Here is a 25,243-nt window from a genome sequence, read left to right on the forward strand (position 1 = left end):
TTATCTAAAGAGAGTATTTCCATGAAGGTTGATATTAATACCGGCGATCGCGCATATGCCGAGGCCTGGTATGGCTTTATAGGTACTGAATGGAAAAACGAAATAAACGTTCGTGACTTTATTCAGAATAACTATACGCCTTATACCGGCGATGAATCTTTTCTGGCGCCAGCGACGCCTGCGACAACGGCACTATGGCAAAAGGTGATGGAGGGGATCCGCATCGAGAATGCGACCCATGCGCCGGTCGATTTTGATACTAACGTCGCGACGACCATTACGTCTCACGGGCCGGGCTATATCGCGCGGGAGCTGGAGACCATCGTCGGGTTGCAGACGGACGCTCCCCTGAAGCGCGCGCTGCATCCGTTTGGCGGCATCAACATGATCCGCAGCTCGTTTAACGCCTATGGGCGGGAGATGGACCCGGCGTTCGAGTATCTGTTCAGCGACCTGCGCAAAACCCATAACCAGGGGGTCTTCGACGTCTACTCGCCGGAGATGCTGCGCTGCCGCAAGTCGGGGATTTTGACCGGTCTGCCGGACGGCTATGGCCGCGGGCGTATCATCGGCGACTATCGCCGGGTGCCGCTGTACGGTATCGCTTATCTGGTGCGCGAGCGCGAGCTGCAGTTCGCCGATCTGCAGCCGGCGCTGGAGCGCGGCGACGATCTGGAGGGGGTGATCCGCCTGCGTGAGGAGCTGGCAGAACAGCGGCGGGCGCTGCTGCAGATCCAAGAGATGGCCGCCGACTACGGCTACGATATCTCCCGCCCGGCGCGCAGTGCGCAGGAGGCGATACAGTGGCTGTACTTCGCCTATCTGGCCGCCGTGAAGTCACAGAACGGCGGCGCCATGTCGCTGGGGCGCACCGCCACCTTCCTGGATATCTATATCGAACGCGATCTGCAGGCCGGGGCGCTGACGGAGACCCAGGCGCAGGAGCTGATCGACCACTTCATCATGAAGATCCGCATGGTGCGCTTTTTGCGCACGCCGGAGTTTGACTCGCTGTTCTCCGGCGATCCTATCTGGGCGACGGAGGTGATCGGCGGAATGGGGCTGGATGGTCGCACGCTGGTGACCCGCAGTTCATATCGCTATCTGCATACGCTGCATACCATGGGACCGGCGCCGGAGCCGAACCTGACCATCCTGTGGTCAGAGGCGCTGCCGATCAGCTTTAAAAAGTATGCCGCGCATCTCTCTATTCTGACCTCGTCGCTGCAGTATGAAAACGATGATCTGATGCGCCCGGACTTTAACAGCGATGACTATGGCATCGCCTGCTGCGTCAGCCCGATGGTGATCGGCAAACAGATGCAGTTCTTTGGCGCCCGCGCGAACCTGGCCAAGACTCTGCTGTACGCGATCAACGGCGGCGTGGACGAGAAGCTGAAGATCCAGGTGGGGCCGAAAACCGCGCCTCTGATGGACACGGTGCTGGAGTATGAGACGGTGATCGAAAGCCTCGATCGCTTTATGGACTGGCTGGCGGTGCAGTACATCAGCGCGCTGAATCTGATTCACTACATGCACGACAAATACAGCTATGAGGCGGCGCTGATGGCGCTGCATGATCGCGATGTCTACCGCACCATGGCCTGCGGCATCGCGGGGCTGTCGGTGGCGGTGGACTCCCTGTCCGCGATTAAGTACGCGCGGGTGACGCCGATCCGTGACGAGCAGGGGCTGGCCGTGGACTTCGCCATTGAGGGGGACTACCCGCAGTACGGCAACAACGACGATCGGGTAGACCGTATCGCCTGCGATCTGGTCGAGCGCTTTATGAAGAAGATCCGGGCGCTGCCAACCTACCGGCACGCGGTGCCGACCCAGTCGATCCTGACCATTACCTCTAACGTGGTCTACGGGAAAAAGACCGGCAATACGCCGGACGGTCGCCGCGCCGGGACGCCGTTTGCCCCGGGGGCTAACCCGATGCACGGGCGCGACCGTAAGGGGGCCGTGGCCTCGCTGACCTCCGTGGCCAAGCTGCCCTTTACCTATGCCAAAGACGGTATCTCCTATACCTTCTCCATCGTGCCGCAGGCGCTGGGCAAGGAGGAGACGGTGCGCAAGGATAACCTGGTCGGCCTACTGGACGGCTACTTCCACCACCGAGAGGCGGTAGAGGGCGGTCAGCACCTCAATGTGAACGTGATGAACCGCGATATGCTGCTGGATGCGATAGCGCACCCGGAAAACTACCCGAACCTGACCATCCGGGTCTCCGGCTATGCGGTGCGTTTCAATGCGCTCACCCGCGAGCAGCAGCAGGATGTGATTTCCCGCACCTTTACCCGCACGTTTTAACGGGAGCGGGCGTTATCTCCCCACGGGCCGCGCATTAGGGCGGCCCGTTTTTAACCGTTTGGCGCAGCACACGGCGTTCGGCAGCGATCAGGGTGCGGGTTATCTGGAAGAGGCCGAGCATAAACGGGCACTCAAACATCTCTTCGATCAGCTCCTTATAGCGGTTTTCCGGCTGTAAAAAGGCGACATACGCGCGCTGGTGCTCGACGGCGTCGGCGAGGATGAATGCGCCGATCACCGCGCCCAGCGTCCAGAGCGGGACGGGATGGCGTCGGGCCCGTTCGGCGATGGCGCCGCGCAGTGAGCGAAAGCAGAGGGGGATCGCCAGCGCCATGATCAGGAGGAGCGGGATGGCCCGATAGAGCAGCGCCGGGCCCGCGGGAAACGCGATCCGTCCCCAGCTCATGTGGCGGCCAAGCAGGAGCAGCCACCACAGGGCAACCCACAGCCAGAAGTGTCTGTCGGTCGCGCTCAGTGCGTTTTTTCTGCACCACTGCAGGGTAAACAGGGCGCCAAATACCAGCCAAATACCCTGGGTAAACTCAATGCGCTGTATGAGGGCGGCAACCGCGGTTGTATCGTCGGGCAGAAGATTAAGCCGGGAGAGAGTGCCAATCGTTAATATTATAATAAAAAGGAATATATCGACAATTGATGCCTTTAATTTCATCTCGTTCTCTTTTTTATTTAATTCGGCGCTGGAGAGAAAAAGATAATGCAGTGTATCGAGCGGCCGGATGGCGCAAAAAAAGCCATGTATATATCTTATGGCTTCTGTATTTTTATTTATTTTAAATATTTGTCTTTGGCGCTTAATCGCGCGTGACGGCGTTATTATTTTATCGATAATCGTCGCGTATGGCGTATGGCGTATGGCGTATGGCGTATGGCGTATGGCGTATGGCGTATGGCGTATGGCGTATGGCGCCTCGGCGGTGCTATCGCCAACGGTATTCGCGGCCGGGGCAGGGGGAGGGCGGTGTTTTGGAAAAGGGCACGGGGCGCAGGACGCCCCGTGCCGCGCGGTTAGGCTAGCCAGGCCCGCCCCAGCCGATCGGCGGCCAGGATCGCGGCATACACCTGCGGCGCCGTCACGCTGAACGGCATATTGTGAATGGTCTCCCCCTTGGCGCAGCTGGCCTCGGCTACGGCCATGATCTTATCGTTTAGCTGCGGGCCATCCTTGATGCCCAGCTGCGCCAGCGTGACCGGCAGCCCCACCTGGACGCAGAAGTCGAGCACGGTTTCAATCTGCTCACTGCTGCTGTTTTGCAGCACCAGCTGGCACAGAGTGCCAAAGGCCACCTTCTCCCCGTGGTACATCGCGTGGCACTCCTCCAGCACCGTTAGCCCGTTGTGGATGGCATGCGCCGCCGCCAGCCCGGCGCTTTCAAAGCCCAGCCCGCTCAAATAGGTATTGGCTTCGACAATGTTGTCCACCGCCGGCGTCGCGACGCCGGCCTCGACCGCCAGCTTGGCCTTGTATCCCTCCTCCAGCAGCGTCTGATAGCACAGGTGCGCCAGCGCCAGCGCCGCTCGGGTCGACTCTCCGCCGGCCATGCTGATCGCGTGGGCATCCACGCAGGCCTGCGCTTCAAAATAGGTGGAGAGGGCATCGCCCATACCGGCGACCAGCAGGCGTACCGGCGCCTTGGCGATGATCGCCGTATCCATCAGCACCATATCCGGGTTGGTCGGGTAAATCAGATACTCTTCAAACTCGCCCTGGTCGCTGTAGATCACCGACAGCGCGCTGGTCGGCGCGTCCGTAGAGGCAATGGTCGGGACGATCAGCACCGGCAGCGCCTGATAGTGGGCCAGCGCCTTCGCGGTATCCAGCGTCTTGCCGCCGCCGATGCCGATCACCCCCCGGCAGCCCAGACGCTTCAGCTCACGGCCCAGGCGATCGATCTCGCTACGGCTGCACTCGCCGCCAAAGCGGACAAAGTGCCCTTCGACGTCGGCCTGTTTCAGGCTGCTCGCCACCGTCTCGCGGGTCAGCCCCATGACAACGTCGTCGGCGATAACAAACTGGCTGTCGGCCAGCAGTCGGGCATACTGCCCGATGGCGTGCAGCGCGCCGGGCCCCTGAATATACTTGGACGGTGATTGGATGACTTTTAACATCGTTACGCTCCTGTCGAGAAGATAAAGTCTGCTAAAGGCGCTCCGCCGGGCGAAGGCCACGCTGTCGTTGAGTATGGATCAGATAGTCAGGTTACGGCCCCTTTTTTGCGCCAGCAAGCGACGATGTTGTCATGCAACTATCTATCGACCACCGTGGCCAATCAATCGCGTCCGACCTTTCGCCGGCAAGCCCCCATTTTGCCCGAAGCGTTCGACAATCTCAGCATCACGCCACTTCCGGTAAGCGGCGTGGGCCGTGATTGACGGAGCGATACCCGTCGCCTTTCGCGCATGGCATCAGCAACCCGTCCTGAGCACGACGACAATGGCGTTCATTGCCGTGCGCTTACGCTGCGTCTCCAGTGAATGCCGGATTCTGTGCCCTGGGCGTCGCGATGCCATCGTTTCCCCAATCTTAGCGCGGATCTGCTCTGTGTAGTTTGCCATACGTCACCCGCAGCAATGACCGTAACGCATGCTATGACAGCGTCTTTGGGGATCGGCGCGACATGCAGACAGGAGGTTGTTCCGCTTAAGACGCGGCGGATCTCAACCAACCGTATTTTATAAATATCGGAAGGGCTTCATCGGAGCGCAGCCAGGCGGAAAATTGGCGAGTTTCTTCATCTGAGTCCTTACGGACTGTAATATTCATATCGCGCCATATTATATAGTCTGGTTCAATCTTAACGACATCACCGATTCCTGGATTACTGATAGCCCAATCCGCCCAGGTTATCCAAACATCGGCTTGAGGCTGCTCTTCCAGAGCCTTACGGGCGCTCCCGCTATTGGGCGCAAAGAGGATAATATTTTGCCGTATGCCGATAACGGTCTTAATATCCCCTTTACGCCCCGCGATATCTTCCCATACACCCGTGCCAGAGGTATTACTCGTACCACCGCCATCGTTTACGATAATCCCAATCCCGGGGCGAGAGAGGTCTTCAACTCCCTTGATATTTTTAGGATTTCCTTTTTTTACCAGCAGGATGCTCTGCCGTAAATACAGCGGCTGAATATCTTTCTCACTGAAGTTATTCTGATGATCGCGCACGATGGCCAAGGCCGATTGCTCTGAGGCACCAAATAGGATATCCGCATTCTTCTTTGCTGCATCATTCCACGTTGCCTGAGGGCCGTAGTGTACGGTAATCGGCACCCCAGTTTTTTGGGTATACTGTGCCGCTGCCGCCTGTAAGGCGACGTGGGGGCCACCGGGTCCATATAAATGAATGTCGGCAAATGCGGCTGAAGAAAATGCAAAAATCATCGTGGCTAGAACTTTTTTCATAAGTATTCCTCTCATTTTTGGCGAGGAGAGATGATAAGTGTTTTAGCCGTATTCTGATGCGTTATCACGAAAACGTTAAGCTTTTAACATTTAATAATTCATAAAAAATAAGTATATAAATTGTTTATTAGATAGATAAATAGAATGTATATGGGAATTATATTTTATATAACTCGCCAGCGGGCTATTGCACGGCGTCAGTCGAATAACGTTCGAGGATAGCCTAAGCCTCCGGCGCCTTGCCGGTAGGTAACCCGTGTTGCCCGAAGCGTTCGACAATCTCAGCATCACGCCACTTCCGGTAAGCGGCGTGGGCCGTGATTGACGGAGCGATACCCGTCGCCTTTCGCGCATGGCATCAGCAACCCGTCCTGAACACGGAGGCAATGGCGTTCATTACGCGACGATTATCGATGCGCCTACGCGGCGTTGCCCGTCGATGTCGGGGGGGCACTCTGGGCATCGCGGGGCCCTGTTTTCCCTGTACTCCGCGTGCATCTTCCATTGGGGGCCTGCCTGACATTGTCTATTGCCTCTTTCTGATGAGGGCGCCGGGGCTTAGTTGATGACGCGCGTTATTATTTATCAGGGCGGTGAATGGGTATTCGCGATATGTATCCTCTTGTTATACAAAAGACAGGATGATTTGTTTCCATTATATTTGCATGAGATCTACTCCATTCGTGTTAATTACCCCGCGCCGCCGGGGATAATCTGGGTGTCATCCCGTGAGGCCTTGCTCCACGTGGCCTGAGCAAGGCGTGGTTATTTCGCGAACACCCCGTTTAGCTGCGATTTAACCTTGCGTAGGAATACTCCTGAATCGCGTTTATAAATAATGTCGCCATTTGCATTAAAATAATCTGCATCGCTATAATCGCCGCACTGTGAAACGCCAGCAACGCGGCGCCGGTTATTTCTCTTTTTCTACCTCTGAATGAGTATATTTATATGAACCGCCATTATAAAAATGCCGCTATTGCCGGCCTGATCTCCTTTTGTCTGCTGCTGTCCGGCTGCGGCGCAGTAAGTACGGCGATTAAGAAGCGTAATCTGGAGGTAAAAACCCAGATGAGCGAAACCATTTGGCTGGAGCCGTCGTCTCAGAAAACCGTATATTTGCAGGTGAAAAATACCTCGGATAAAACGCTGGATAATCTGCAGGCGCAAATTGCCGAAGATATTCGGGCTAAAGGCTATCAGCTGGTCTCCAACCCCGACCAGGCCTACTACTGGGTACAGGCCAACGTGCTGCGGGCCGATCGGATGGATCTGCGCGAGGCGCAGGGGCTGCTGAGCCAGGGGTATCAGGGGGCGGCCACGGGGGCCGCGCTGGGAGCCGGTATCACCGCCTATAATACCGCCTCTGCCGGGGCGACCCTGGGGGTTGGGTTAGCGGCGGGCCTGATCGGGCTGGCGGCGGATGCGATGGTCGAGGATGTCAATTATACCATGGTCACCGACGTGCAGATTGCCGAGCGTACGACGGCCAAGGTGCAGACCGACAATGTGGCGGCCCTGCGTCAGGGAACGTCCGGTGCCAAGGTACAGACCAGCAGCATGCAGGGTAACCAGCATCGCTATCAGACGCGTATTGTCTCCAGCGCCAATCAGGTCAATCTGAAGTTTGATCAGGCACGCCCAGCGCTGGAAGCGCAGCTGGCCAAATCCATCGCCAGCATTCTGTAAGCGCGCCGTGGGGCCCGTCGATCCTGCCCGTGGGGATCGGTGGGCCGCCGCGGGCGGCATCTCCCCCCCACGCTATCGCCCCGCGCTTTTCTCTCGTTCGTCTCCCCCTTTCCCAGGCGGCGCCTTGGTCGCCCAACCGCGCCGCTGCCCCCGCTCTCGGCTTACCGCAAGCCCTCCGTAGTCTGTGCTCACAGCGTTAGCCGTCGGCTGGGCTCCGGGCCGAATCCGCGCAGCGTCAGGCGAGTCCCGTTCAGCTCTGCGATGGCGAAAGGCGCGGCGTCGGCGCCGTCGACCATGCCGCACAGGGTGATGAAGTCGGTGTGATCCCGGCGCAGATAGCCTCCGCGGTGATCGTGCCCGCTGAAGCAGGCGCGCACCCGATAATGGCACAGCAGCTGACTGACGACGGCGTGGTTCCACAGGCTGTGGCGGGTTTCCTGCGCCAGGGGGAAGTGGCAGAAGACCAGAACCGTTTCCGCCCGCCGCCGCGCCGCGTTCAGCTGCCGGTGCAGCCAGGTTAGCTGGGACGCGCCGAGGGCGCCATTCCAGGGCTGCGCCTGCGTCGCTCCGCGCTGGACCAGCTGCGCCAGCAGGCGCTGCGCCCGGCGCAGATCGTCGCCCGCGGCGCACAGGCTGAGGTCATTGCCATCCAGGATTAACAGCCGTATGCCCGGCAGCGTCACGGCGTAATAGTGCTTGGGCAGGGCGAGGGGCGGCTGCGCCGCGCTCAGGTGAGCGGCAAGCGCGACGGCGTCGTGGTTACCGCTGACGATCAGATGGGGATGGCGCAGGGCGCGGTAGCGGGCCAGCAGCGCGGGATAGTCGCGCCAGTGGCGATCGACCAGATCGCCCAGCGTGGCGACAAAGGCCAGCGGCTGTCGGTTAACGCTGGCGATGGCGCGATCAAGCTTATGCAGACTGTGGCGATAATAGCGCTCCCCGTCGGGGGGCGCGTCGGCGTATTGGGGATCGGCCAACAGGCCGAAGCGCAGGGGCTCTCCCGCGCGGAGCTGGATCGATGGCGGTCGGTATAGCGCGGCGGCCAGCCCTAGGCGCCGTCGCTGGGGCTGACTGAGCAGGGGGGGCATCGCATCGCGGCGCATCAGCGGATCCCCGCGCGCATAAAGGATTGCACAAAACGGCGCTGGCACAGCAGGAATAACAGCAGCAGCGGCAGGGTCGTCATCAGGGTTGCGGCGCCGATCAGCGCCCACTGTATGCCCTGCTCGGGAGCGGAAAAGAGCTGCAGGCCGACGGTGAGCGGGCGGGCGTGCAGGGAGTCGGTGATCACCAGAGGCCAGAGAAAGTCATTCCAGTGAAAGCTGACGGACACCAGGGTAAAGGCGACGTAGACCGGCGTCGCCAGCGGGACGTAAATGCGCCACAGAATGCAGGCTCGGCTGGCACCCTCGATGATGGCCGCCTCCTCCAGCGCCAGCGGGATCCCCTTAAAGGTCTGGCGCAGCAGGAAGATCGCGAACGCCGAGGCAAAGTAGGGTAGCGCGATGCCCCACAGGGTGTCACGCAGCCCAAGGGCGCTGATGGTCTGGTAGTTGTTCAGGATCAGGACATCCGGACTGATCATCAGCTGTAGCAGGATCAGGGCAAACAGCAGCCCGGCGCCGCGCGGCGCCATCCGCACCAGGGCCCAGGCCGCCAGCGTGGCCAGCAGCAGCTGGACGCTGACGATCAGGGAGACCTGCAGGGCCGTATTGATGAAATAACGGCCAAAGGGGGCCGCGTGCCAGGCGGCGCGAAAGTTCTCCAGCGTCAGGGGGGCGCTCGGCGAGAAACTGCTCTGTTCGGCCGCCGGGTGCAGGGCGACCCAGGCGGCGACCAGCACCGGCAGCAGCCAGAGCAGGGCGCCGATCCAGATCAGCAGCGTGACGGCGCGGCGGCCCAGCGCATATGCCCGCGGGCGGTAGGATAACGGCAGCGTGAGGGTGCTCATTGGTACCAGGCTCTCCTGTCCAGCAGGGTGAATTTCATCAGCGTCAGCGTGGCGAGGATCGCCAGCAGGACGACGGTCATCGCGGCCGCATAGGGCAGATCCCAATAGCTGAACGCGGTGCGGTAGATATAGAACAGCAGTAGGCTGGTGCTATTGTCCGGCCCGCCGTTGGTCATGGCGATCACCTGATCCGCCAGGCGAAAGGCATTCATGGAGGCGTTGATCAGCACAAATAGGGTGGTGGGCATCAGCAGGGGCCACTGCACCCGCCGAAAGAAGGTCAGCCGCGAGGCGCCTTCGATGGCGGCCGCTTCGCTCAGGCGCGGATCGATCTGCTGCAGCGCCGCCAGATAGAAGATCATAAAGAAGCCCGCTTCGCGCCATACCGAAACCGCCATCAGGCAGTACAGGGCGCTATCGGGATCGCCCAGCCAGTTCAGCGGGGCGCAGCCCAGCAGCGCCAGCGCGCGGTTGAGCAGCCCCAGCTGCGGCGTATAGAAAAACAGCCACAGGTTGGCGATAGCGACCATCGGCAGCAGCGACGGCAGAAAAAAGGCCGTGCGGATGAGCGCGCTGCCGCGGGCGCGGCGATTGACCGCCAGCGCCATGGCCAGCGCCAGTCCCACCGCCAGCGGAATGGTCAGCAGGGCGTAGCGCAGGTTGTTGTACAGCGACTGTATAAAGGTATCGTCCTGCCACAGGGTGCGATAGTGCTCTAGCGTGGCGCCGCCGCCGGGGGCGGCGCTGAGCAGGCTATCGCGCAGCGCAGCCAGCGCGGGGTAGTGGGTAAACAGCACCAGCGGCACCAGCGCCGGCAACAGCAGAAGATAGCCGTATACCTGGCGCTGCAGTCCAGCGCGGCGGGCCGGCGAAACGTGGGTATTCATCATCCGCCGCTCCGTTTACGGGTAGCGCTGCAGCAGGCGATCGGCCTGGCGCTGGGCGTCAGCAAGGGCCTGCTGGGGGCTTTTCCCGCCGGTGACGGCGGCTTCGACGGCCCGGTTGAGCAACTCCTGCACCTGTACGCTGCGGTAGGTGGAGAGCTCCGGCTGGGAGTATTGGAGCTGATCGCGGGCGACCGTGGCCTGGGGGAACTGCTGTACATAGCGCTGCATGGCCTCGGTCTGCCAGGCGGCCGGCGAGGTGGCGACATAGCCGGTGGCGATGCTCCAGCGCGCCGCCTGCGCCGGGGCGGAGAGCCAGCGGATAAAGCGCAGGGCCGCCTGGCGCTGCGCCGCGCTTGCCTGGCTGAACAGGTACAGGTTGCCGCCGCCGGTGGGGCTGCCGCGCCCGGTATTGGCCGGCAGCATGGCGACGCCGAAGGGGAATTTGGCGCTATCGCGCACCGTCGCCAGGTTGCCGGTGGTGGTCACCATCATCGCCGTCTTGCCATCGATAAAGTCCTGCGGCGTCGAGCCCCAGTGAATGGCGCCCGGCGGTGAGATGGCGTGCTGTCGTGCCAGATCGTGCAGCCAGCTGAGCGCCTCTCGGTTGGCGGCGGTATCAAAGGTGACGGCGGTGCCGCGGCGGTTGTCCAGCGTCCCCCCGTTGGTGGCGGCGATAGCCTGGAAGGTCCAGTAGCCTATCGGCGTTGACGGGATCTCTATTCCCCACTGGCGCACCTGATTACCTTCGCGCAGGGTCAGGCGGCGGCCAAACGACTCCACCTCTCGCCAGCTCTGGGGCGGGTGCTCGGGATCCAGCCCCGCCTGGGCGAACGCCTGTTTATTCCAATACAGCACGACGGTAGAGCGTTGAAACGGGATGCCGTAGACCTTGCCGTCGATACGGCGAATAAAGGCCGGATAGAAGCTGTCCAGCCAGGCCTGTCCCGCCGCGTCATCGACCAGATCGCTGATGGGAGCGATGGCGCCGGCCTCCTTCAGCGAGTAGACCTCGATATCGCCGATCACCGCCAGCTGGGGCGGGTTGCCGCCGCGAAAGGCGGTCAGTGCCTTAGTGACCGTGGTGGCATAGTCGCCGGTGTAGACCGGCTGAATGCGGATGTCGGGATGCTGCTGTTCAAAGTCGGCGACCAGGGCGTCGACGGTCTGGCTAACCTTGCCGCCGACGGCGATGGGGTAGTACATCTGGAGGGTCACCGGGGCCGCGCTGGCTACGCAGGCGGTCAGGGCCAGTAGGCTGGCCGCGGCGTACCGGGGCAGAGATCGTCGCATGACATTTTCCTTATGAGAGCAGAGAACGGATCAATGGGCGGCGTGAAGGGCAACCCGGGGTAAAAACGGCTGTTCAGCGTCGCGGCAGCGCGCACCGCTGTCACGGTGAAATAGATACTGGGCCTGGCGCGGCCAGCTTAGGCCGACGGCGCTGCCGGGGCTGACGCGGCGCAGCCCGCTCATGCTGACGGTGAGCTCGCCGCCGCACGCCAGCGCACACTGCAGCCAGGTATCGGCGCCCATATATTCGACGGCGCTGATCCGGGCGTCGGCTTTACCGGCGCCCAGGGCGGTCAGGGTCAGGTTTTCGGCGCGCAGCCCCAGCGTCAGCGCCGTCTGGCCATCATCGGCGCAGATGGGCTGGTGGCCCAGGCAATGCCAGCCGCTGCGGCGGCGCAGGGGCAGCAGATTCATCGGCGGTGCGCCGATAAATCGGGCGGCAAAGCTGCTGGCGGGATCGTGATAGAGGTTTTCCGGACTGTCGTGCTGGACGATGGCCCCCTCGTGCAGCAGGATGACGCGATCGGCCATGCTCATGGCCTCCAGCTGATCGTGGGTGACGTACAGCACCGTCAGCCCCAGGCGCTGCTGCAGGGTACGGATCTCGCGGCGCATGGTCTGGCGCAGCCGGGCGTCCAGATTGGAGAGCGGCTCATCCATCAGACACAGTCGGCGGCGGGCGATGACGGCCCGCCCCAGGGCGACCCGCTGCTGCTGCCCGCCGGAGAGCTGCGCGGGCAGGCGATCGAGCAGGGTATCCAGCTCCAGCAGGGCGCTGACCTCGGCCAGGCGGCTGGCGAAGTGACGTTTCTCCTCATGGCGCGCCCGCAGTCCGAACAGCAGGTTTTCACGGACGCTGAGGTGGGGAAACAGGGCGTAGGATTGGAACACCATCGACAGCTGACGCTGCGCCGGCGGCAGGTGTTCCACCGGCTCGCCGCGCAGGCGGATGGTGCCGCTATCGGCCTGATCCAGGCCGGCCAGGGTGCGCAGCAGGGTGGTTTTTCCACAGCCCGACGGGCCGAGAAGGGCGACAAACTCCCCTTCGCGGACGGAGAAGCTGATGTCGCGCAGGGCGGTTTTATCTCCCCAGGCTTTATGAATATGGTGCAGCGTCAGGTAGCTCATGGCGTTAGCTCGTCAGGAAAGGCGTGGCTTAAGCCTGCCAGCGGAGCATGTCAGTTTCATGAAGGGAATATAACGCGGTGATGACGGTAGAGCGCCCGCACGGGGGCGCTCTGTCGACGCGGGGAGGCGCTCCCCTGGCGCCGGGTGGAGAGGGGATTAGGCGCGAGCCTCCAGCATATCGACCCACTGGGTCAGCGGCACGATGGCGCCGGGGCGGTAGGTGAGCTGCAGGGCGCTCAGCAGGCGCACCAGATGGCTTTGCACCGCCGGCAGGTTTTCGCGGACGTGGGGAACCACCAGAATATACTGCTCCAGCCAGCACTGCAGATTTTCGGCAAAGCCGCTGTTAAAATGTGCCAGCCACTGTTCGATGGCCTGCGGATTACGCTGCAGGGCCCGGCTGACCTGCTCCTGACTTTCGCTGACCGGAAAGACGAGGGTGCGCATCAGATTGAGCGCGTCGTCGCGATCGACCACCCGCAGCACGATAGCCGATGCGGCGTCGGGCAGCGCTTCTCCCGCAGCGGAATAGGCTCCGGGTGCTGACAGCGTAGCTGACTGAACCATGATAACTCTCCTTGAGAATATGAATATACTGGTTGATGACGGTATCCGTCACGGATCTGTTATCAAGATTAGCGCATCCTTTGTAGGGTTACCCGTCGTCATATCACACTGACATAAGGGAATAAGCGGAGAGCGTCTCCCGCACCGCGGACGCTTATTTCTCTGGCGTCGTATTCGGCGCTGCGCCGCCGGGCTAGTGCCCCAAAATATCCCCGTATTTCAGGGCGCAAGCGAGCACGGCAAATAGCGCACCAGCCTTCTTTTGATGATATTCAGCCTATTTCGTCTTTCCTAAATCAAATTACTTATGATTCATTCTTTGAACGCAATCCATTGCCTATATCCACGGCGAGCGGCGCAGCACAATGTTTCGCAAAATAGACGGATGGATAGCGATGTAATTATCAATTTGATTAGATTTGTATTGATTTATATTACAAATTGAGATTAATCTTAAAAACAGATTAGAAAGGATTAACTTTACGATGTTTTTTCGCCGTTCCATGCAGGGAAGATAACGATAACTCCACCGACAGTTTGCCGTCGCCCGGGGGAATAATATGAATAAAAAAACGCCTTTCTGCCTGCTATGGGTAACGCTCTGGGGGATGTCGTGCGGCGCGAGCGCCGCGCCGTTCTGGGACAATACGCCGACCGATGAGTCGCGGCGCGCGCTGCAGAACAGCGCACGCGAAGTCAATTCACTGCTGGAGCAGCAGAGCCTTCAGCGTCTGGAGAAGCAGCGCCAGGCGCGCCCCTCCGCCGCCGCGCCGGCCCAACTGCGTGAGGACACCTCCTGTCTGCCGATCGACGGCGTCTATTTAACCGGGATCACGCTGTTATCCCTGCGCGATCTCCGGGCGCTGGACCCCTTGCCGACGCACTGTATCCGCAGCCGCGACGTCAATCATCTCGCGAAACAGCTGACCGCCCTGTATCTGGAGAAGGGCTATATCACCGCCCGGGTCCAGTTTTTACGCCCCAATGCGCGCGGCGAGCTGGGCGTGCGGGTGACCGAAGGGTTTATCGAGCGTATCGAGGGGGGCGATCGGGGGGTGAATCGGCGCTGGCTGTTTCCCGGTGCGGTCGGTAAACCGCTGCGTCTGGCCTCTCTGGATCAGGGGCTGGATCAGGCCAACCGGCTGCGCTCTAACCACGTCAGCATGGATATTCTGCCCGGGGAGCGCGTCGGCGGGTCGGTGATCCGCCTGTACAACCGGCGGGAGCGCCCCTGGCAGGTCAGCGGCTCGCTGGACAACTACGGCCAGCAAAGCACCGGGGAGTGGGTGGCGCGCGGCAGCGCAACGCTGGACAGCCCGCTGGGGCTCTCCGACTTTGTCAGCCTGAGCGCATCGACCACGCTGGCCCAGCCCTCGGCGCGCTACAGCCGTGCCTACATGCTGTTTTACTCACTGCCCTACGGCGACCTGACCTTCAGCGGCTTCGCCAGCTTCTCGGACTATCAGATGCATCAGTCGCTGCCGCATATCCGCATCCTGCTGGACGGACAGGCCAGTCAGTATGGCCTGCGCGGCGATGCGGTGCTGCAGCGCAGTCAGCGTCAAATCAACACGCTGGGCGTTCAGCTGACATATAAGCGCATCCGCAGCTATCTGCAGGATGATCTGCTGCGGGTCAGCAGCCCGACCCTGAGCGTGGCGGAGCTGGGCCTCAGCCACCTGCATATATTGTCCGGCGGCGTCGCCACGGGCAACCTCAGCGTGGAGCGGGGGCTGTCCATTTTGGGCGCCGATCGCGGGCGCCAGCGCACCGGCGCCGAGGCGCAGTACACCAAGCTGAAGCTCTCCGCCGGTGTGAGTCAGCGGGTTACGCTGGCCGACGATGTCTATCTGTTCAACGCCCAGTGGTATGGGCAATACAGTCGGGATCCGCTGCCGGGCGTTGAGTGGGTCAGCCTCACGGAGCGCAGCGCCGTGCGTGGATTCAAGCGGGGCACGCTGTCGGCGGATAACGGGTGGTATTGGCAGAACACGCTGTCGCGTCCCCTGCGCTGGCGGGCGTTCACCGTGACGCCGCGCATCGGTCTGGACGTGGGCCGCGTGCTGTCGAACGCGGGAGATCAGGGATGGCAGAGTGGCGTAGGCGCCGTTGCCGGCGTAACGCTGAGTAGCACCTCCGCGCAGCTTGATATTGAGGTCGGGCGCGCCAGGGCGATTTCAAATAATAACTTTCCGAGTCAATCGACCCAGCTATTAACACGATTTTCTTATTCCTTTTAACTCGGCTTCGGCGCCCGCGGGCGCTGATATGAGGTAACCTCTATGGCATATCAACATTTTAAACTCTCTTCGGCGGGGCGCTTGGCGACCATCATCGCCATCTCCTTTGTCGCCTGCAGCAGCTTTGCCGGCAATATTGTGCCGGACGGCGGCGCGCTGGGCCCCGGCGTGGCGACGGCGCCCAGCGGTGCCCAGGTAGTCAATATCGTCACGCCGACGGACCGGGGGCTGTCCCATAACCAGTATCAGGATTTTAACGTTAACCGCCCCGGCGCGGTGTTCAACAACGCCCTGACGGGGGGCGAGTCTCAGCTGGCCGGCGCGCTGGCGGCCAACCCGAATCTGCACGGACAGAGCGCCAGCGTGATCCTAAACGAGGTGATCAGTCGTAATCCCTCGCTGCTGCTGGGGCAGCAAGAGGTGTTCGGCATGGCGGCGGACTATGTGCTGGCTAACCCCAACGGCATCACCTGCGACGGCTGCGGCTTTATCAATACGACCCGCTCAGCGCTGGTGGTGGGGAATCCGCTGGTGGAAGGCGGGGCGCTCAGCGCCTATTCGACCCTGAACAATGATAACCGTCTGCAGATCGGCACGGGTGGGCTGTCGACGAACAGCGTGCTGGATCTGGTGGCGCCGCGCATTGAGAGCGTCGGTGCGGTCAGCGCCCGCGAGATCAACGCCGTCAGCGGCAATAATCGCCTGACGCGCGATCTCCGCCAGATCGATGCGGGGGTCAATGGCACGGCGCTAGACAGCTACTACCTGGGCAGTATGCAGGCCGGGCGCATCCGCATCATCAACACCGCCGCCGGCAGCGGGGTGAAGCTGGCGGGTACGCTGCACGCGGATCAGGATATTTCGGTCGCGGCGAAGGATCGTCTGACCCTGCAGTCCGCGGAGCTGCGCGGCGGTGATATCTCGCTGCAGGCGGGCACGCTGCGCGCCGAGGGCACCCTGTCCCAGCGCGATGAGCAGCGGGAGGGGAAGGATAACTACCAGAACTACCGCGGTGGGATCAACGTCAGCGATAGCCGCCGGGAGCAGAGCTATCGGCGCACGGTGCTTAGCGGCAAGAACCTGACCCTGGTGGCGGCGCAGAGCACCCACCTGACCGCCACGGATATCAGCGGCGATGATGTGACGATCGCCGGCGGGGAGGTGCTGCTGGATGGCGCCTCGCTGACGCAGGAGCAGAAGCAGACCGATAACCGCTGGTTCTACTCTTGGCAGCACGATGAAACGCGCAGCGACAGCCAGCAGCGTGCGGTGGCGGGGCGTATCGACGCCCGTCATAACGCCAGCCTCAGTGCGACGCACGGCGATCTGCGGCTGCAGGGCAGCGAGGTCAGCGCCGGCCACGATCTGCGCCTGAAGGCGAAGGGGGACGTGGCGCTGAGCGGTATACAAGAGCGCGATGAGCATCAGCTGACGGGGTATAAGCGCAACGAGGGCGCCGCGCTGAACAGCGGGCGCTGGAGTCAGCGCAGCAGCGAGGAGCGCCTGCATCAGACGCGCCTGCGCGCCGGGCACGATCTGAGCCTGGAGGCCGGCGGCGATCTCAGCGCCCAGGCGGCGCAGATCCGGGCGGATAACGACGCCGGGATCGCGGCGGCCGGGAAGGTTAACCTGACGGTGCAGAACGTCGCCAACCGTAAGACGGAGATCGACAACCACACCTACTGGGGCGGGATCGGCGGCGGCGGTGAGCGAGACAACAATCATAGCCAAGAGCGCAGCCAGGCCAGCGAGGTCGAGAGCGGCGGCCAGCTGACGATCTCCGCCGGGCAGGATGTGACGATCAGCGGCAGCCGAGCGCACGGCGGGCGCGGCGGCGTGGTGCAGTCCCAGCGCGGCGATGTGATCATCGATCGGGTGGTGAACACGACCCATGAGCAGGATAACAGCCGCCGCGGCGGCGCCTTTAACATCACTACCGCCTCGGAGAAGCGCACCGAGAGCCATGACCAGGTGCGCGGCAGTCAGCTGGCGTCGGACGTGAACCTGCGGGTGGAGAGCGCCCGCGATATTCAGGTCAACGGCAGCCGGGTGGAGAGCGACGGCAAGCTGGCGCTGCAGGCCGGGGGCCGGGTCGATGTCGCGGCGGCGGCCGGCGTGGATACGCTGGAGAAAGAGAGTACCTCGCTGCAGGTGACGGCGTACGCCAAGGCGCAGGGGGATAAACAGTATCGCGCCGGGGTAGGCATTGAGCACACCGCTCAGCAGGAGGAGAGTCGCAGCGTGACGCACCGGGGCAGCCAGCTCCGCGGCGGCAGCGTAGAGGTGACGGCGGGAGATGACGTGGTGTTTAGCGGCGCGCACCTGCAGGCCGATGCGGGCGATGCACAGATCAGCGGTAAGAACGTCGCCTTCGTGAGCGCCGAGGAGAGCAAAACCAGCCATACCAGCCAGACGCAGGCGGGGGGCGGAGCGTACTACACCGCCGGCATCGATAAGGCCGGCAGCGGCTATGAGGGACACTACAGCCACAGCGATACGCAAAACGAGCAGGTGCGGGCGCAGGGCAGCAGCAGCAGCGTCAGCGGTAATCTGACCATTACGGCGACGGATAAGCTGACGCAGCAGGGGGCGCACCACCAGGCCGGTGGCGTCTACCGGGAGCAGGCCGCCAGCGTAGAGCATTTGGAGGCCAATAACCGCGATAGCAGCCGCAGCCAACGTACCCAGGTTCACGGCGAAGCGGGCGTTAGCGTCGACTACAGCGCGGTGACCCGCCCGCTGGAAGGGGCGGTGAAGAAAGGCGCCAGCCTGGATGCCAACGGCGTAGTTAATGAGATTGGTACCATCGGCAAGCCGAATCTGGGGATCGATGTCGCCGCCGACGGGGGCACCCATACGCAGAGCAGCAGCGATACCCAGGCGCAGACCACCCAGATCCAGGCGGGTGCCATTCAGGTTACGGCGCGCGACGAGGTGCATGACCGGGGGACGCAGTACCGGGCGACCGACGGCGGGGTCAGCCTGCGGGCAGATAGCCACCGCTTTGACGCCGCCAGCGACAGCCATCGTGGTCAGACGGACGACGTTAACGGCGGTGCGAGCCTGCGCGTCTACACCACGACCGGCAAGGATATCGGCGGTGCTGCCCGTGGACAGGGCGAGAATCGCAGCGGCCAGGCGCAGTCCGTGACGGCACAGGCTGGTAAGGTGCAGGCGGCGAACGGCATTGATATTCAGCTGGGACAGGAGGGGCGCTATCAGGGAACGGCGCTGGACGGCGGTCATGGCAAGGTACAGCTCAACAGCGGCGGCGATCTGCAGCTGGAGCAGGCGACGGACAGCCACAGCGTCAGCCACGCCGGCTATGATGCCCACGCCCGTCTCAGCGGCGATATGAGCGGCAGCAACAGCGGCAGCGCGGCGCTGGGCGGCGGGCAGGATAACGGCCAGCAGAGTGAAACGCAGGCGCATACGGCGCAGGTCCGCGCCGACGGCGGTGTGACCCTGAACAGCGCAGGCTCCCTGACGCTGCAGGGCACAGAGGTCAGCAGCCAAGGGGACGTTACCCTCAAGGCCGGAGAAAAGCTGGATCTGCGTCAGGCGAACTCAGCGCGCAGCCAGCAGGGCAGCGTGTGGTCTGGCGAGCTGAGCGGCGGCGCAAGCAGCGGCAGCAGCGACAGCGCCAATAGCCGGGGAGGCTCGGTGGGGGCCAAAGCCAAGGTGGCGATGCAGCATGAGCAGCAGAGCACGGCGCAAGGCGCGCGCGTTAGCGGTGCCAACGTCACCCTGAGCGCCGGCGCGCAGGATAGCGATGCGCTGCATCTGCAGGGGGCGCAGGTCACGGGGCACGATGTAGCGCTGAACGCGCAGCAGGGCGGGATCGTGCTGGAGTCGGCCAGCAGCGGCCAAGAGAAAAACAATTGGGGCGTCGATGCCTCGGGCGGTCTGTCCGGTCGTCAGAGCGTGAGCAAGGACGCGCAGGGGCAGGCCGATCCGGCCAGCCGGCAGAATCGCCATACCCTGAATACGGGGCTGAAGGTGGCGGTCGATCGGCAGACGCAGACGACGCAGCAAAACAGCCAAATCCATGCCGATAACCAGGTCACGCTATCCAGCCAAGGGGATACGTCGCTGGCCGGCGCGCGGGTCGATGCGCAGCGCATCGGCGGCGAGGTGGGCGGCGATCTGCGTCTGGAGAGCCGTCAGGACAGCGAGCGCAGTACGCAGGTTAACGCCGGGCTGACCTTCAGCCACAGCAATGATGAGGGGGCCAGCAAGACGGCGAAGCTGTCCAAAATCGCGACGCCGCACCTCGCCGGCAAGGTACAGAGTAAGCTGGAGGGCGCCATCGACAAGGTCAGCGATAAGGTGAGCGACGAATATAACGGTGCTGTACGCCGTTTGGATAAACGCCAGGACACCACCGGCAGCGTCGGCTTTAACAAGGCGAACGAGACGGTGACGCTGCCGGAGACGCTGACCGGTGAGAAGCCGCAGGGGGCGCTGTGGGATCGCGCGGCGCGCAGCGCCGGTAACGGGGTGAAATCATCGCTGACCGGTGCACCCGGTGCGCAGGGATCGCTGCAGGCCGAGGGCAAGCGAGTCGATAACCTAGCGGTGACGCAGCAGTCCGGAATCGCCGGCCAGCAGGGGGTTACGCTGCGGGTGAACGGGGAGACCGACCTGACCGGCGCGACGATCGAGAGCGCGGCGGGGAAGGTCGATCTGAGCGGCAGCCGCGTAGTGCAGCGCGATCTGGCGGGACACCGTTATCAGGGCAGCGGTAAAGGCGCGCTTCCGCTGAGCGTCGGTGGATTGACGGAGGTGGCCAACAAGCTGGTCACTCAGGGCGAACTGCCCCTGAGCGTCTCGACGGAGAGCCATCCGGAGAGCAGCCAGAGCGGGGTTCACAGCAAACAGTAAGCCGTCAGCGGCACAGGGTACACCGGATAGCGGCGACGCTATCCGCCATCAGCGGCGGCCTACGGGCCGCCGTTTTTCTTATTCGCGCGGCGTTCGTCCGGCGCGCACACCGCGTGCGCTCCGGACATTATTATTTTTTTGCATTATTAGCATTGCGTACGCCTCTCCGCGGTTTTTATTACAAATATCACCGACTGAATTGTTTTTTTTACATTTATTGACGCTATGGCGAGCGGCTTTTGTTAAGAATAGCCGCGCCTTCCCCCCTCTGCGCGGGCGGGCGGCGCGGCATGACAGATGCCCGCGCGCAACGTCGATATCTGAATGAGGAAACGCTTTGAATACAGTTGCCAAAATCCCGCTGGCCCTCTTACTGCTTGCCGGCGCCGCCCAGGCACAGATGGCCTTTCCTCTGGTGCCGCCCCATATCGATGCCGCATCCTGGGTACTGATGGATGCCCAGACCGGCCAGATCCTGGCCGCCGGCAACCCGGATGCCCGGCGTAACCCGGCCAGCCTGACCAAGCTGATGACCAACTACGTGGTGGAACAGGCGCTGGATCAGGGACGGATCGGGCTAAACGATCGCGTGTCGATCGGCGACGACGCCTGGGCGACCCGCAATCCGCTGTTTAAGGGATCGTCGCTGATGTTCCTCAAGCCGGGGGATCGCGCGACGGTCAGCGATCTGATCCGCGGGATCATCATTGACTCCGGCAACGACGCCTGCGTTGCCCTGTCTGACTATGTCAGCGGGGATCAGGCCGATTTTGTCCGCCAGATGAACGCCGACGTCAGCGCGCTGCACCTGCAGAATACCCACTTTGAAACGGTGCACGGCCTGGATGCGCCCGGGCAGTACAGCAGCGCGCGCGATCTGGCGCTGCTGGCCCGCGCCATCATTACCCATGAGCAGCCCTACTACCATTTTTATGCGGAAAAGAGCCTGAGCTGGAACGGGGTGACCCAGAACAACCGTAACGGGCTGCTGTGGGATCAGGATCTGCACGTGGACGGGATGAAGACCGGCCACACCGCCAGCGCCGGCTTCAATCTGGTGGCCACCAGCGTTGACGCCCGCGGCCAGCGTCTGATCGCCGTGGTGATGGGGGCCGACAGCAGCCGAGGACGAGAGCAGCAGGCAAAGAAACTGCTGCTGTGGGGCGAGCGTAACTTTGAGACCGTGCAGCTGGCGGCCAGCGATAGCGCGGTGACCCGTCAGCAGGTGCGCTATGGCCAGCAGCAGACCGTGGCGCTGGGCAACCCGCAGAATATTTACTACACCCTGCCGAAGGGCGAACTGCGCGACGTGAAGGTGGAGTACACCCTGAGCCATGACTATCTGAAGGCGCCGCTGGCCAAGGGCGAGGTCGTCGGGCAGGTGGACTACCTGTACGGCGGTAGGAAGATCGGCAGCTATGCGCTGCGCACGCTCTCCCCGGTCGCCGAGGCCGGCTGGTTCTCCCGTCTGGAGGACTATATCGCGATTAAGATCGGCTGAAGGGGCATAGACGAGACCACCGTGGTCTGCGCGGCGGTCACCGCCGCCGCTGCCAATATGCCAATAGTTGAGGCAGATCCCATTTTTACCAGCAGCATACAAAAATCCAGTAAATGAGGCTTTTCTCTCCTGTCGGCGCGCGCGCCGATTGCCTATTGTGAGCGCAGATTGCCCGCACCCGCGGGCGTGCCGTATCTGCATCCGTCTGCAAGGAGATCGCTATGCCAAACCGTATCCCGCGTTTAAAGGCCGCGCTGTTCGCCCAGCCTCGGGCTATCTCTCTGGAGCGGGCGCTGCTGTATACCGCCAGCCACCGGCAGACGGAGGGGGAGCCGGTGATCGTGCGCCGCGCCCTGGCGACCGCCCATATTCTGGATAACGTGGCGATCGCCATCCGCGAGGATGAGATCCTGGTCGGCAACCGCACCGTGCAGCCGCGCGCCGGCATCATCTCCCCGGAGATGGACCCCTACTGGCTGCTGGCGGAGCTGGAGACCTTTTCCCAGCGGCCGCAGGATCGCTTTGAGATCGACGAGCAGGATAAACGCCTGTACCGCGAGACGCTCTATCCTTACTGGGCGGGGCGCTCGATGAAGGACTTTATCAACGCGCAGATGACGGAGGCGGTGCGGTGCGCCGCCGCCAGCCAGATCTTTAGCATCAACCAGACCGATAAAGGGCAGGGGCATATCATTATTGACTACCCGCACCTGCTGCAGCACGGCCTGTCGGCGCTGATCGCCCGCCTGGATGCGCATTGCCGCCGGGCGCCGCACAGCGACTTTTACCGGGCCGCGCTGCTGGTGATGCGGGCGGCGCAGCGCCATATTCTGCGCTATGCGACGCTGGCGGAGGCGATGGCCGCCGCGTGCGGCGACGCGATGCGGCGCGCGGAGCTGCTGCAGATCGCGGCGATATCGCGCCATAATGCCAGCGAGGCACCGCAGGATTTCCGTCAGGCCTGCCAGCTGTTCTGGTACTTCAACGTGATCCTGCAGTATGAGTCCAACGCCAGCTCGCTGTCCCTGGGGCGCTTTGACCAGTATATGCTGCCGTTTTATCAGGCCTCTCTGGCGCAGGGCGAGAGCGCGTCGCAGCTGCAGACGCTGCTGGCGGCGCTGTGGGTGAAGTGTAACGATGTGGTGCTGCTGCGCTCCAGCGGCAGCGCGCGCTATTTTGCCGGTTTCCCGACCGGCTATACTGCCCTGCTGGGCGGCCTGAGCGCCACCGGGCGCAGCGCGGTCAACCCGCTCTCCTTCGCCTGTCTGGCGGCGTACCAGGATGTTTGCCTGCCGCAGCCCAACCTGGGAGTGCGCATCAACGAGCTGATCGATCGGGCGTTTCTGCTCAAGAGTGCCGAAACCATTCGCCTCGGCACCGGTATTCCGCAAATCTTCAACGACGAGGTGGTGGTGCCGGCCTTCCTCAACCGCGGCGTGTCGCTAGAGGATGCCCGGGACTATGCGGTGGTCGGCTGCGTCGAGCTCTCGATTCCCGGCAAGACCTACGGGCTGCACGATATCGCCATGTTTAACCTGCTCAAGGTGATGGAGCTGGTGCTGCTGGATAACGAGGGTAATACCGCCCTGAGCTACGCGGATTTGCTGGCGCAGATCCGCGAACGCATCCGCCACTATATTCGGCTGATGGTCGAGGGCAGTAATATCTGCGATATCGGCCACCGTGACTGGGCGCCGGTGCCGCTGCTCTCCGCCTTTATCAGCGACTGTCTCGACAAGGGCCGCGATATCACCGACGGCGGCGCCCGCTACAATTTTTCCGGGGTGCAGGGGATCGGTATCGCCAACCTGAGCGATTCGCTGCACGCCCTGCGCGGCATGGTGTTTGAGCAGCGGCGCCTCAGCTTTGATCAGCTGCTGGCGCAGCTGAAGGCCAACTTCGCGACGCCCGACGGCGCGCAGATCCGCGCCCGGCTGATCAACCGCTTCGAGAAATACGGTAACGATATCGATAGTGTGGACGATATCAGCGCCGATCTGCTGCGTTTTTACTGTAAAGAGGTGGAAAAATACCGGAATCCGCGCGGTGGACAGTTTACGCCCGGCTCCTACACTGTCTCTGCGCACATTCCCCTGGGGGCGGTGGTCGGGGCGACTCCGGACGGGCGGCTGGCCGGCGAGCAGCTGGCCGACGGCGGCCTGTCACCGATGCTCGGTCAGGACAGTCAGGGGCCGACGGCGGTGCTCAAGTCGGTCAGTAAACTGGATAACTACCTGCTCTCCAACGGTACGCTGCTGAACGTGAAGTTTACCCCGGCGACGCTGGCGGGCGAGGCGGGGCTGAATAAGCTGGCCGATTTTCTGCACGCCTTCAGCAAACTGAAGCTGCAGCATATCCAGTTTAACGTGGTCAGCGCCGAGACCCTGCGCGCGGCGCAGCGACGCCCGCAGGAGTACGCCGGGCTGGTGGTGCGCGTCGCGGGCTACAGCGCCTTTTTCGTTGAGCTGTCGCAGGAGATCCAGGATGACATCATCCGCCGTACCGCCCACCAGCTGTGAGGCGGCCCGCGCCGCCGGGGAGACGGCGTGCATCTTCAACGTACAGCGCTATTCGCTGAACGACGGGCACGGGATCCGCAGCGTGGTCTTTTTTAAGGGCTGTCCGCACCGCTGTCCGTGGTGCGCCAACCCGGAGTCGATCTCCCCCGCGCCGCAGACGGTGCGCCGCGAGCAGCGGTGTCTGCACTGTACCCCCTGTCTGAACGACGCCGATGAGTGTCCCTCTGGCGCCATGGAGCGTATTGGCCGGACCGTTACCCTGGCGCAGCTGGAGGCGGAGGTGATGAAGGACGCCGTCTTTTTCCGCAGCTCCGGCGGCGGGGTGACGCTCTCCGGCGGCGAGGTGCTGCTGCAGGCGGCCTTCGCCACCCGCTTTCTGACGCGCCTGCGTCGGCTGGGCGTGCACTGCGCGCTGGAGACGGCGGGGGATGGGCCCGCCTCGCGGCTGCTGCCGTTGGCCAGCCTGTGCGATGAGGTGCTGTTCGATCTCAAGATCATGGATGCCGAGCGCTCGGCGCAGCTGCTGCGCCTGAATCTGCCGCGGGCGCTGGATAACCTGCGCCTGCTGCGTCAGCGCGGGATCCGGGTGATCCCGCGGCTGCCGCTGATCCCCGGCTATACCCTATCGCAGGAGAATCTGCGGCGGGCGCTTGAGGCGCTGGCGCCGCTGGGGATCGACGAGCTGCACCTGCTGCCGTTTCACCGCTACGGCGAAGGCAAGTACCGGCTGCTCGGCCAGCGCTGGGCGATGCAGGCGACGCCGGCGCCGACGTCGGCGCAGATAGCCCCGCTGCAGGCCATGGCCGAGGCAGCGGGCTATCGAGTGAGGATCGGCGGCTAATCGGCGCGG

At 62.8% G+C, this 25,243-nt stretch carries 16 protein-coding genes; 7 read left to right on the plus strand and 9 right to left on the minus strand.

All coding sequences use genetic code 11. The features are described from left to right. Positions 1-21 precede the first annotated feature (21 nt). Positions 22-2,316 carry a formate C-acetyltransferase gene (pflB, locus tag BRD58_RS04915; protein WP_012847762.1) on the plus strand — a complete coding sequence of 765 codons (2,295 nt, stop codon included), beginning with the start codon at positions 22-24 and terminating at the stop codon, positions 2,314-2,316. Between the two features lie 34 nt (positions 2,317-2,350). On the opposite strand, the gene BRD58_RS04920 is transcribed toward pflB, so the two are convergent. From BRD58_RS04920 to BRD58_RS04940, 3 genes are all read right to left on the minus strand, one after another. Further along, a complete protein-coding gene (locus BRD58_RS04920; RefSeq protein WP_073381844.1) occupies positions 2,351-2,986 on the minus strand; it encodes a hypothetical protein in 636 nt (211 codons plus the stop codon). 356 nt (positions 2,987-3,342) lie between these two features. Continuing rightward, positions 3,343-4,443 carry a glycerol dehydrogenase gene (locus BRD58_RS04930; protein ID WP_015461077.1) on the minus strand — a complete coding sequence of 367 codons (1,101 nt, stop codon included), beginning with the start codon at positions 4,441-4,443 and terminating at the stop codon, positions 3,343-3,345. A 532-nt stretch (positions 4,444-4,975) separates the two neighbouring features. Further along, positions 4,976-5,737, minus strand: coding sequence for a substrate-binding domain-containing protein (locus BRD58_RS04940; protein ID WP_073381847.1), 762 nt, complete (start codon positions 5,735-5,737; stop codon positions 4,976-4,978). Between the two features lie 951 nt (positions 5,738-6,688). Here BRD58_RS04940 and traT point away from each other — a divergent pair. After that, the gene (gene traT, locus BRD58_RS04945; RefSeq protein WP_015461079.1) at positions 6,689-7,426 is read left to right on the plus strand and encodes a complement resistance protein TraT; all 738 of its coding nucleotides are present in this window, start codon (positions 6,689-6,691) and stop codon (positions 7,424-7,426) included. Positions 7,427-7,614: 188 nt separating this feature from the next. Here traT and BRD58_RS04950 read toward each other — a convergent pair whose 3' ends face one another. The 6 genes from BRD58_RS04950 to BRD58_RS04975 form a co-directional block, all read right to left on the minus strand. After that, on the minus strand, positions 7,615-8,529 hold the full coding sequence (locus BRD58_RS04950; protein WP_073381852.1) for a metallophosphoesterase: 915 nt from the start codon (positions 8,527-8,529) through the stop codon (positions 7,615-7,617). After that, the gene (locus BRD58_RS04955) at positions 8,529-9,377 is read right to left on the minus strand and encodes a carbohydrate ABC transporter permease (RefSeq protein WP_012847769.1); all 849 of its coding nucleotides are present in this window, start codon (positions 9,375-9,377) and stop codon (positions 8,529-8,531) included. Before BRD58_RS04955 ends, BRD58_RS04950 begins: the two co-directional genes overlap by 1 nt. After that, positions 9,374-10,267 carry a carbohydrate ABC transporter permease gene (locus BRD58_RS04960; RefSeq protein WP_015461081.1) on the minus strand — a complete coding sequence of 298 codons (894 nt, stop codon included), beginning with the start codon at positions 10,265-10,267 and terminating at the stop codon, positions 9,374-9,376. Before BRD58_RS04960 ends, BRD58_RS04955 begins: the two co-directional genes overlap by 4 nt. Before the next feature lie 12 nt (positions 10,268-10,279). Further along, on the minus strand, positions 10,280-11,554 hold the full coding sequence (locus tag BRD58_RS04965) for an ABC transporter substrate-binding protein (protein ID WP_015461082.1): 1,275 nt from the start codon (positions 11,552-11,554) through the stop codon (positions 10,280-10,282). A 30-nt stretch (positions 11,555-11,584) separates the two neighbouring features. Beyond that, positions 11,585-12,682: an ABC transporter ATP-binding protein gene (locus tag BRD58_RS04970; RefSeq protein ID WP_073381855.1), complete on the minus strand. Its 1,098-nt coding sequence runs from the start codon at positions 12,680-12,682 to the stop codon at positions 11,585-11,587. 156 nt (positions 12,683-12,838) lie between these two features. Next, complete coding sequence (locus tag BRD58_RS04975) at positions 12,839-13,249, minus strand: hypothetical protein (RefSeq protein WP_012847773.1); 411 nt, start codon at positions 13,247-13,249, stop codon at positions 12,839-12,841. 560 nt (positions 13,250-13,809) lie between these two features. Between BRD58_RS04975 and BRD58_RS04980 the strand changes: the two genes are divergently transcribed. The 5 genes from BRD58_RS04980 (at position 13,810) to BRD58_RS05000 (ending at position 25,234) form a co-directional block, all read left to right on the plus strand. Next, positions 13,810-15,489 (plus strand): ShlB/FhaC/HecB family hemolysin secretion/activation protein, encoded by a 1,680-nt coding sequence (locus BRD58_RS04980; RefSeq protein ID WP_073381859.1) that lies wholly within the window; start codon positions 13,810-13,812, stop codon positions 15,487-15,489. A gap of 42 nt (positions 15,490-15,531) precedes the next feature. After that, positions 15,532-20,373 carry a hemagglutinin repeat-containing protein gene (locus BRD58_RS04985; protein WP_073381864.1) on the plus strand — a complete coding sequence of 1,614 codons (4,842 nt, stop codon included), beginning with the start codon at positions 15,532-15,534 and terminating at the stop codon, positions 20,371-20,373. Positions 20,374-20,710: 337 nt separating this feature from the next. Beyond that, positions 20,711-21,874 carry a serine hydrolase gene (locus tag BRD58_RS04990; RefSeq protein WP_012847777.1) on the plus strand — a complete coding sequence of 388 codons (1,164 nt, stop codon included), beginning with the start codon at positions 20,711-20,713 and terminating at the stop codon, positions 21,872-21,874. 221 nt (positions 21,875-22,095) lie between these two features. Then, the gene (locus BRD58_RS04995) at positions 22,096-24,393 is read left to right on the plus strand and encodes a formate C-acetyltransferase (protein WP_073381867.1); all 2,298 of its coding nucleotides are present in this window, start codon (positions 22,096-22,098) and stop codon (positions 24,391-24,393) included. Continuing rightward, the gene (locus tag BRD58_RS05000; protein WP_073381870.1) at positions 24,359-25,234 is read left to right on the plus strand and encodes a [formate-C-acetyltransferase]-activating enzyme; all 876 of its coding nucleotides are present in this window, start codon (positions 24,359-24,361) and stop codon (positions 25,232-25,234) included. The genes BRD58_RS04995 and BRD58_RS05000 overlap by 35 nt, the downstream gene beginning before the upstream one ends. The last annotated feature ends 9 nt before the right edge of the window (positions 25,235-25,243 follow it).

Origin of the sequence: Edwardsiella piscicida (assembly GCF_001896205.1) — a bacterium.
Classification (GTDB): domain Bacteria; phylum Pseudomonadota; class Gammaproteobacteria; order Enterobacterales; family Enterobacteriaceae; genus Edwardsiella; species Edwardsiella piscicida.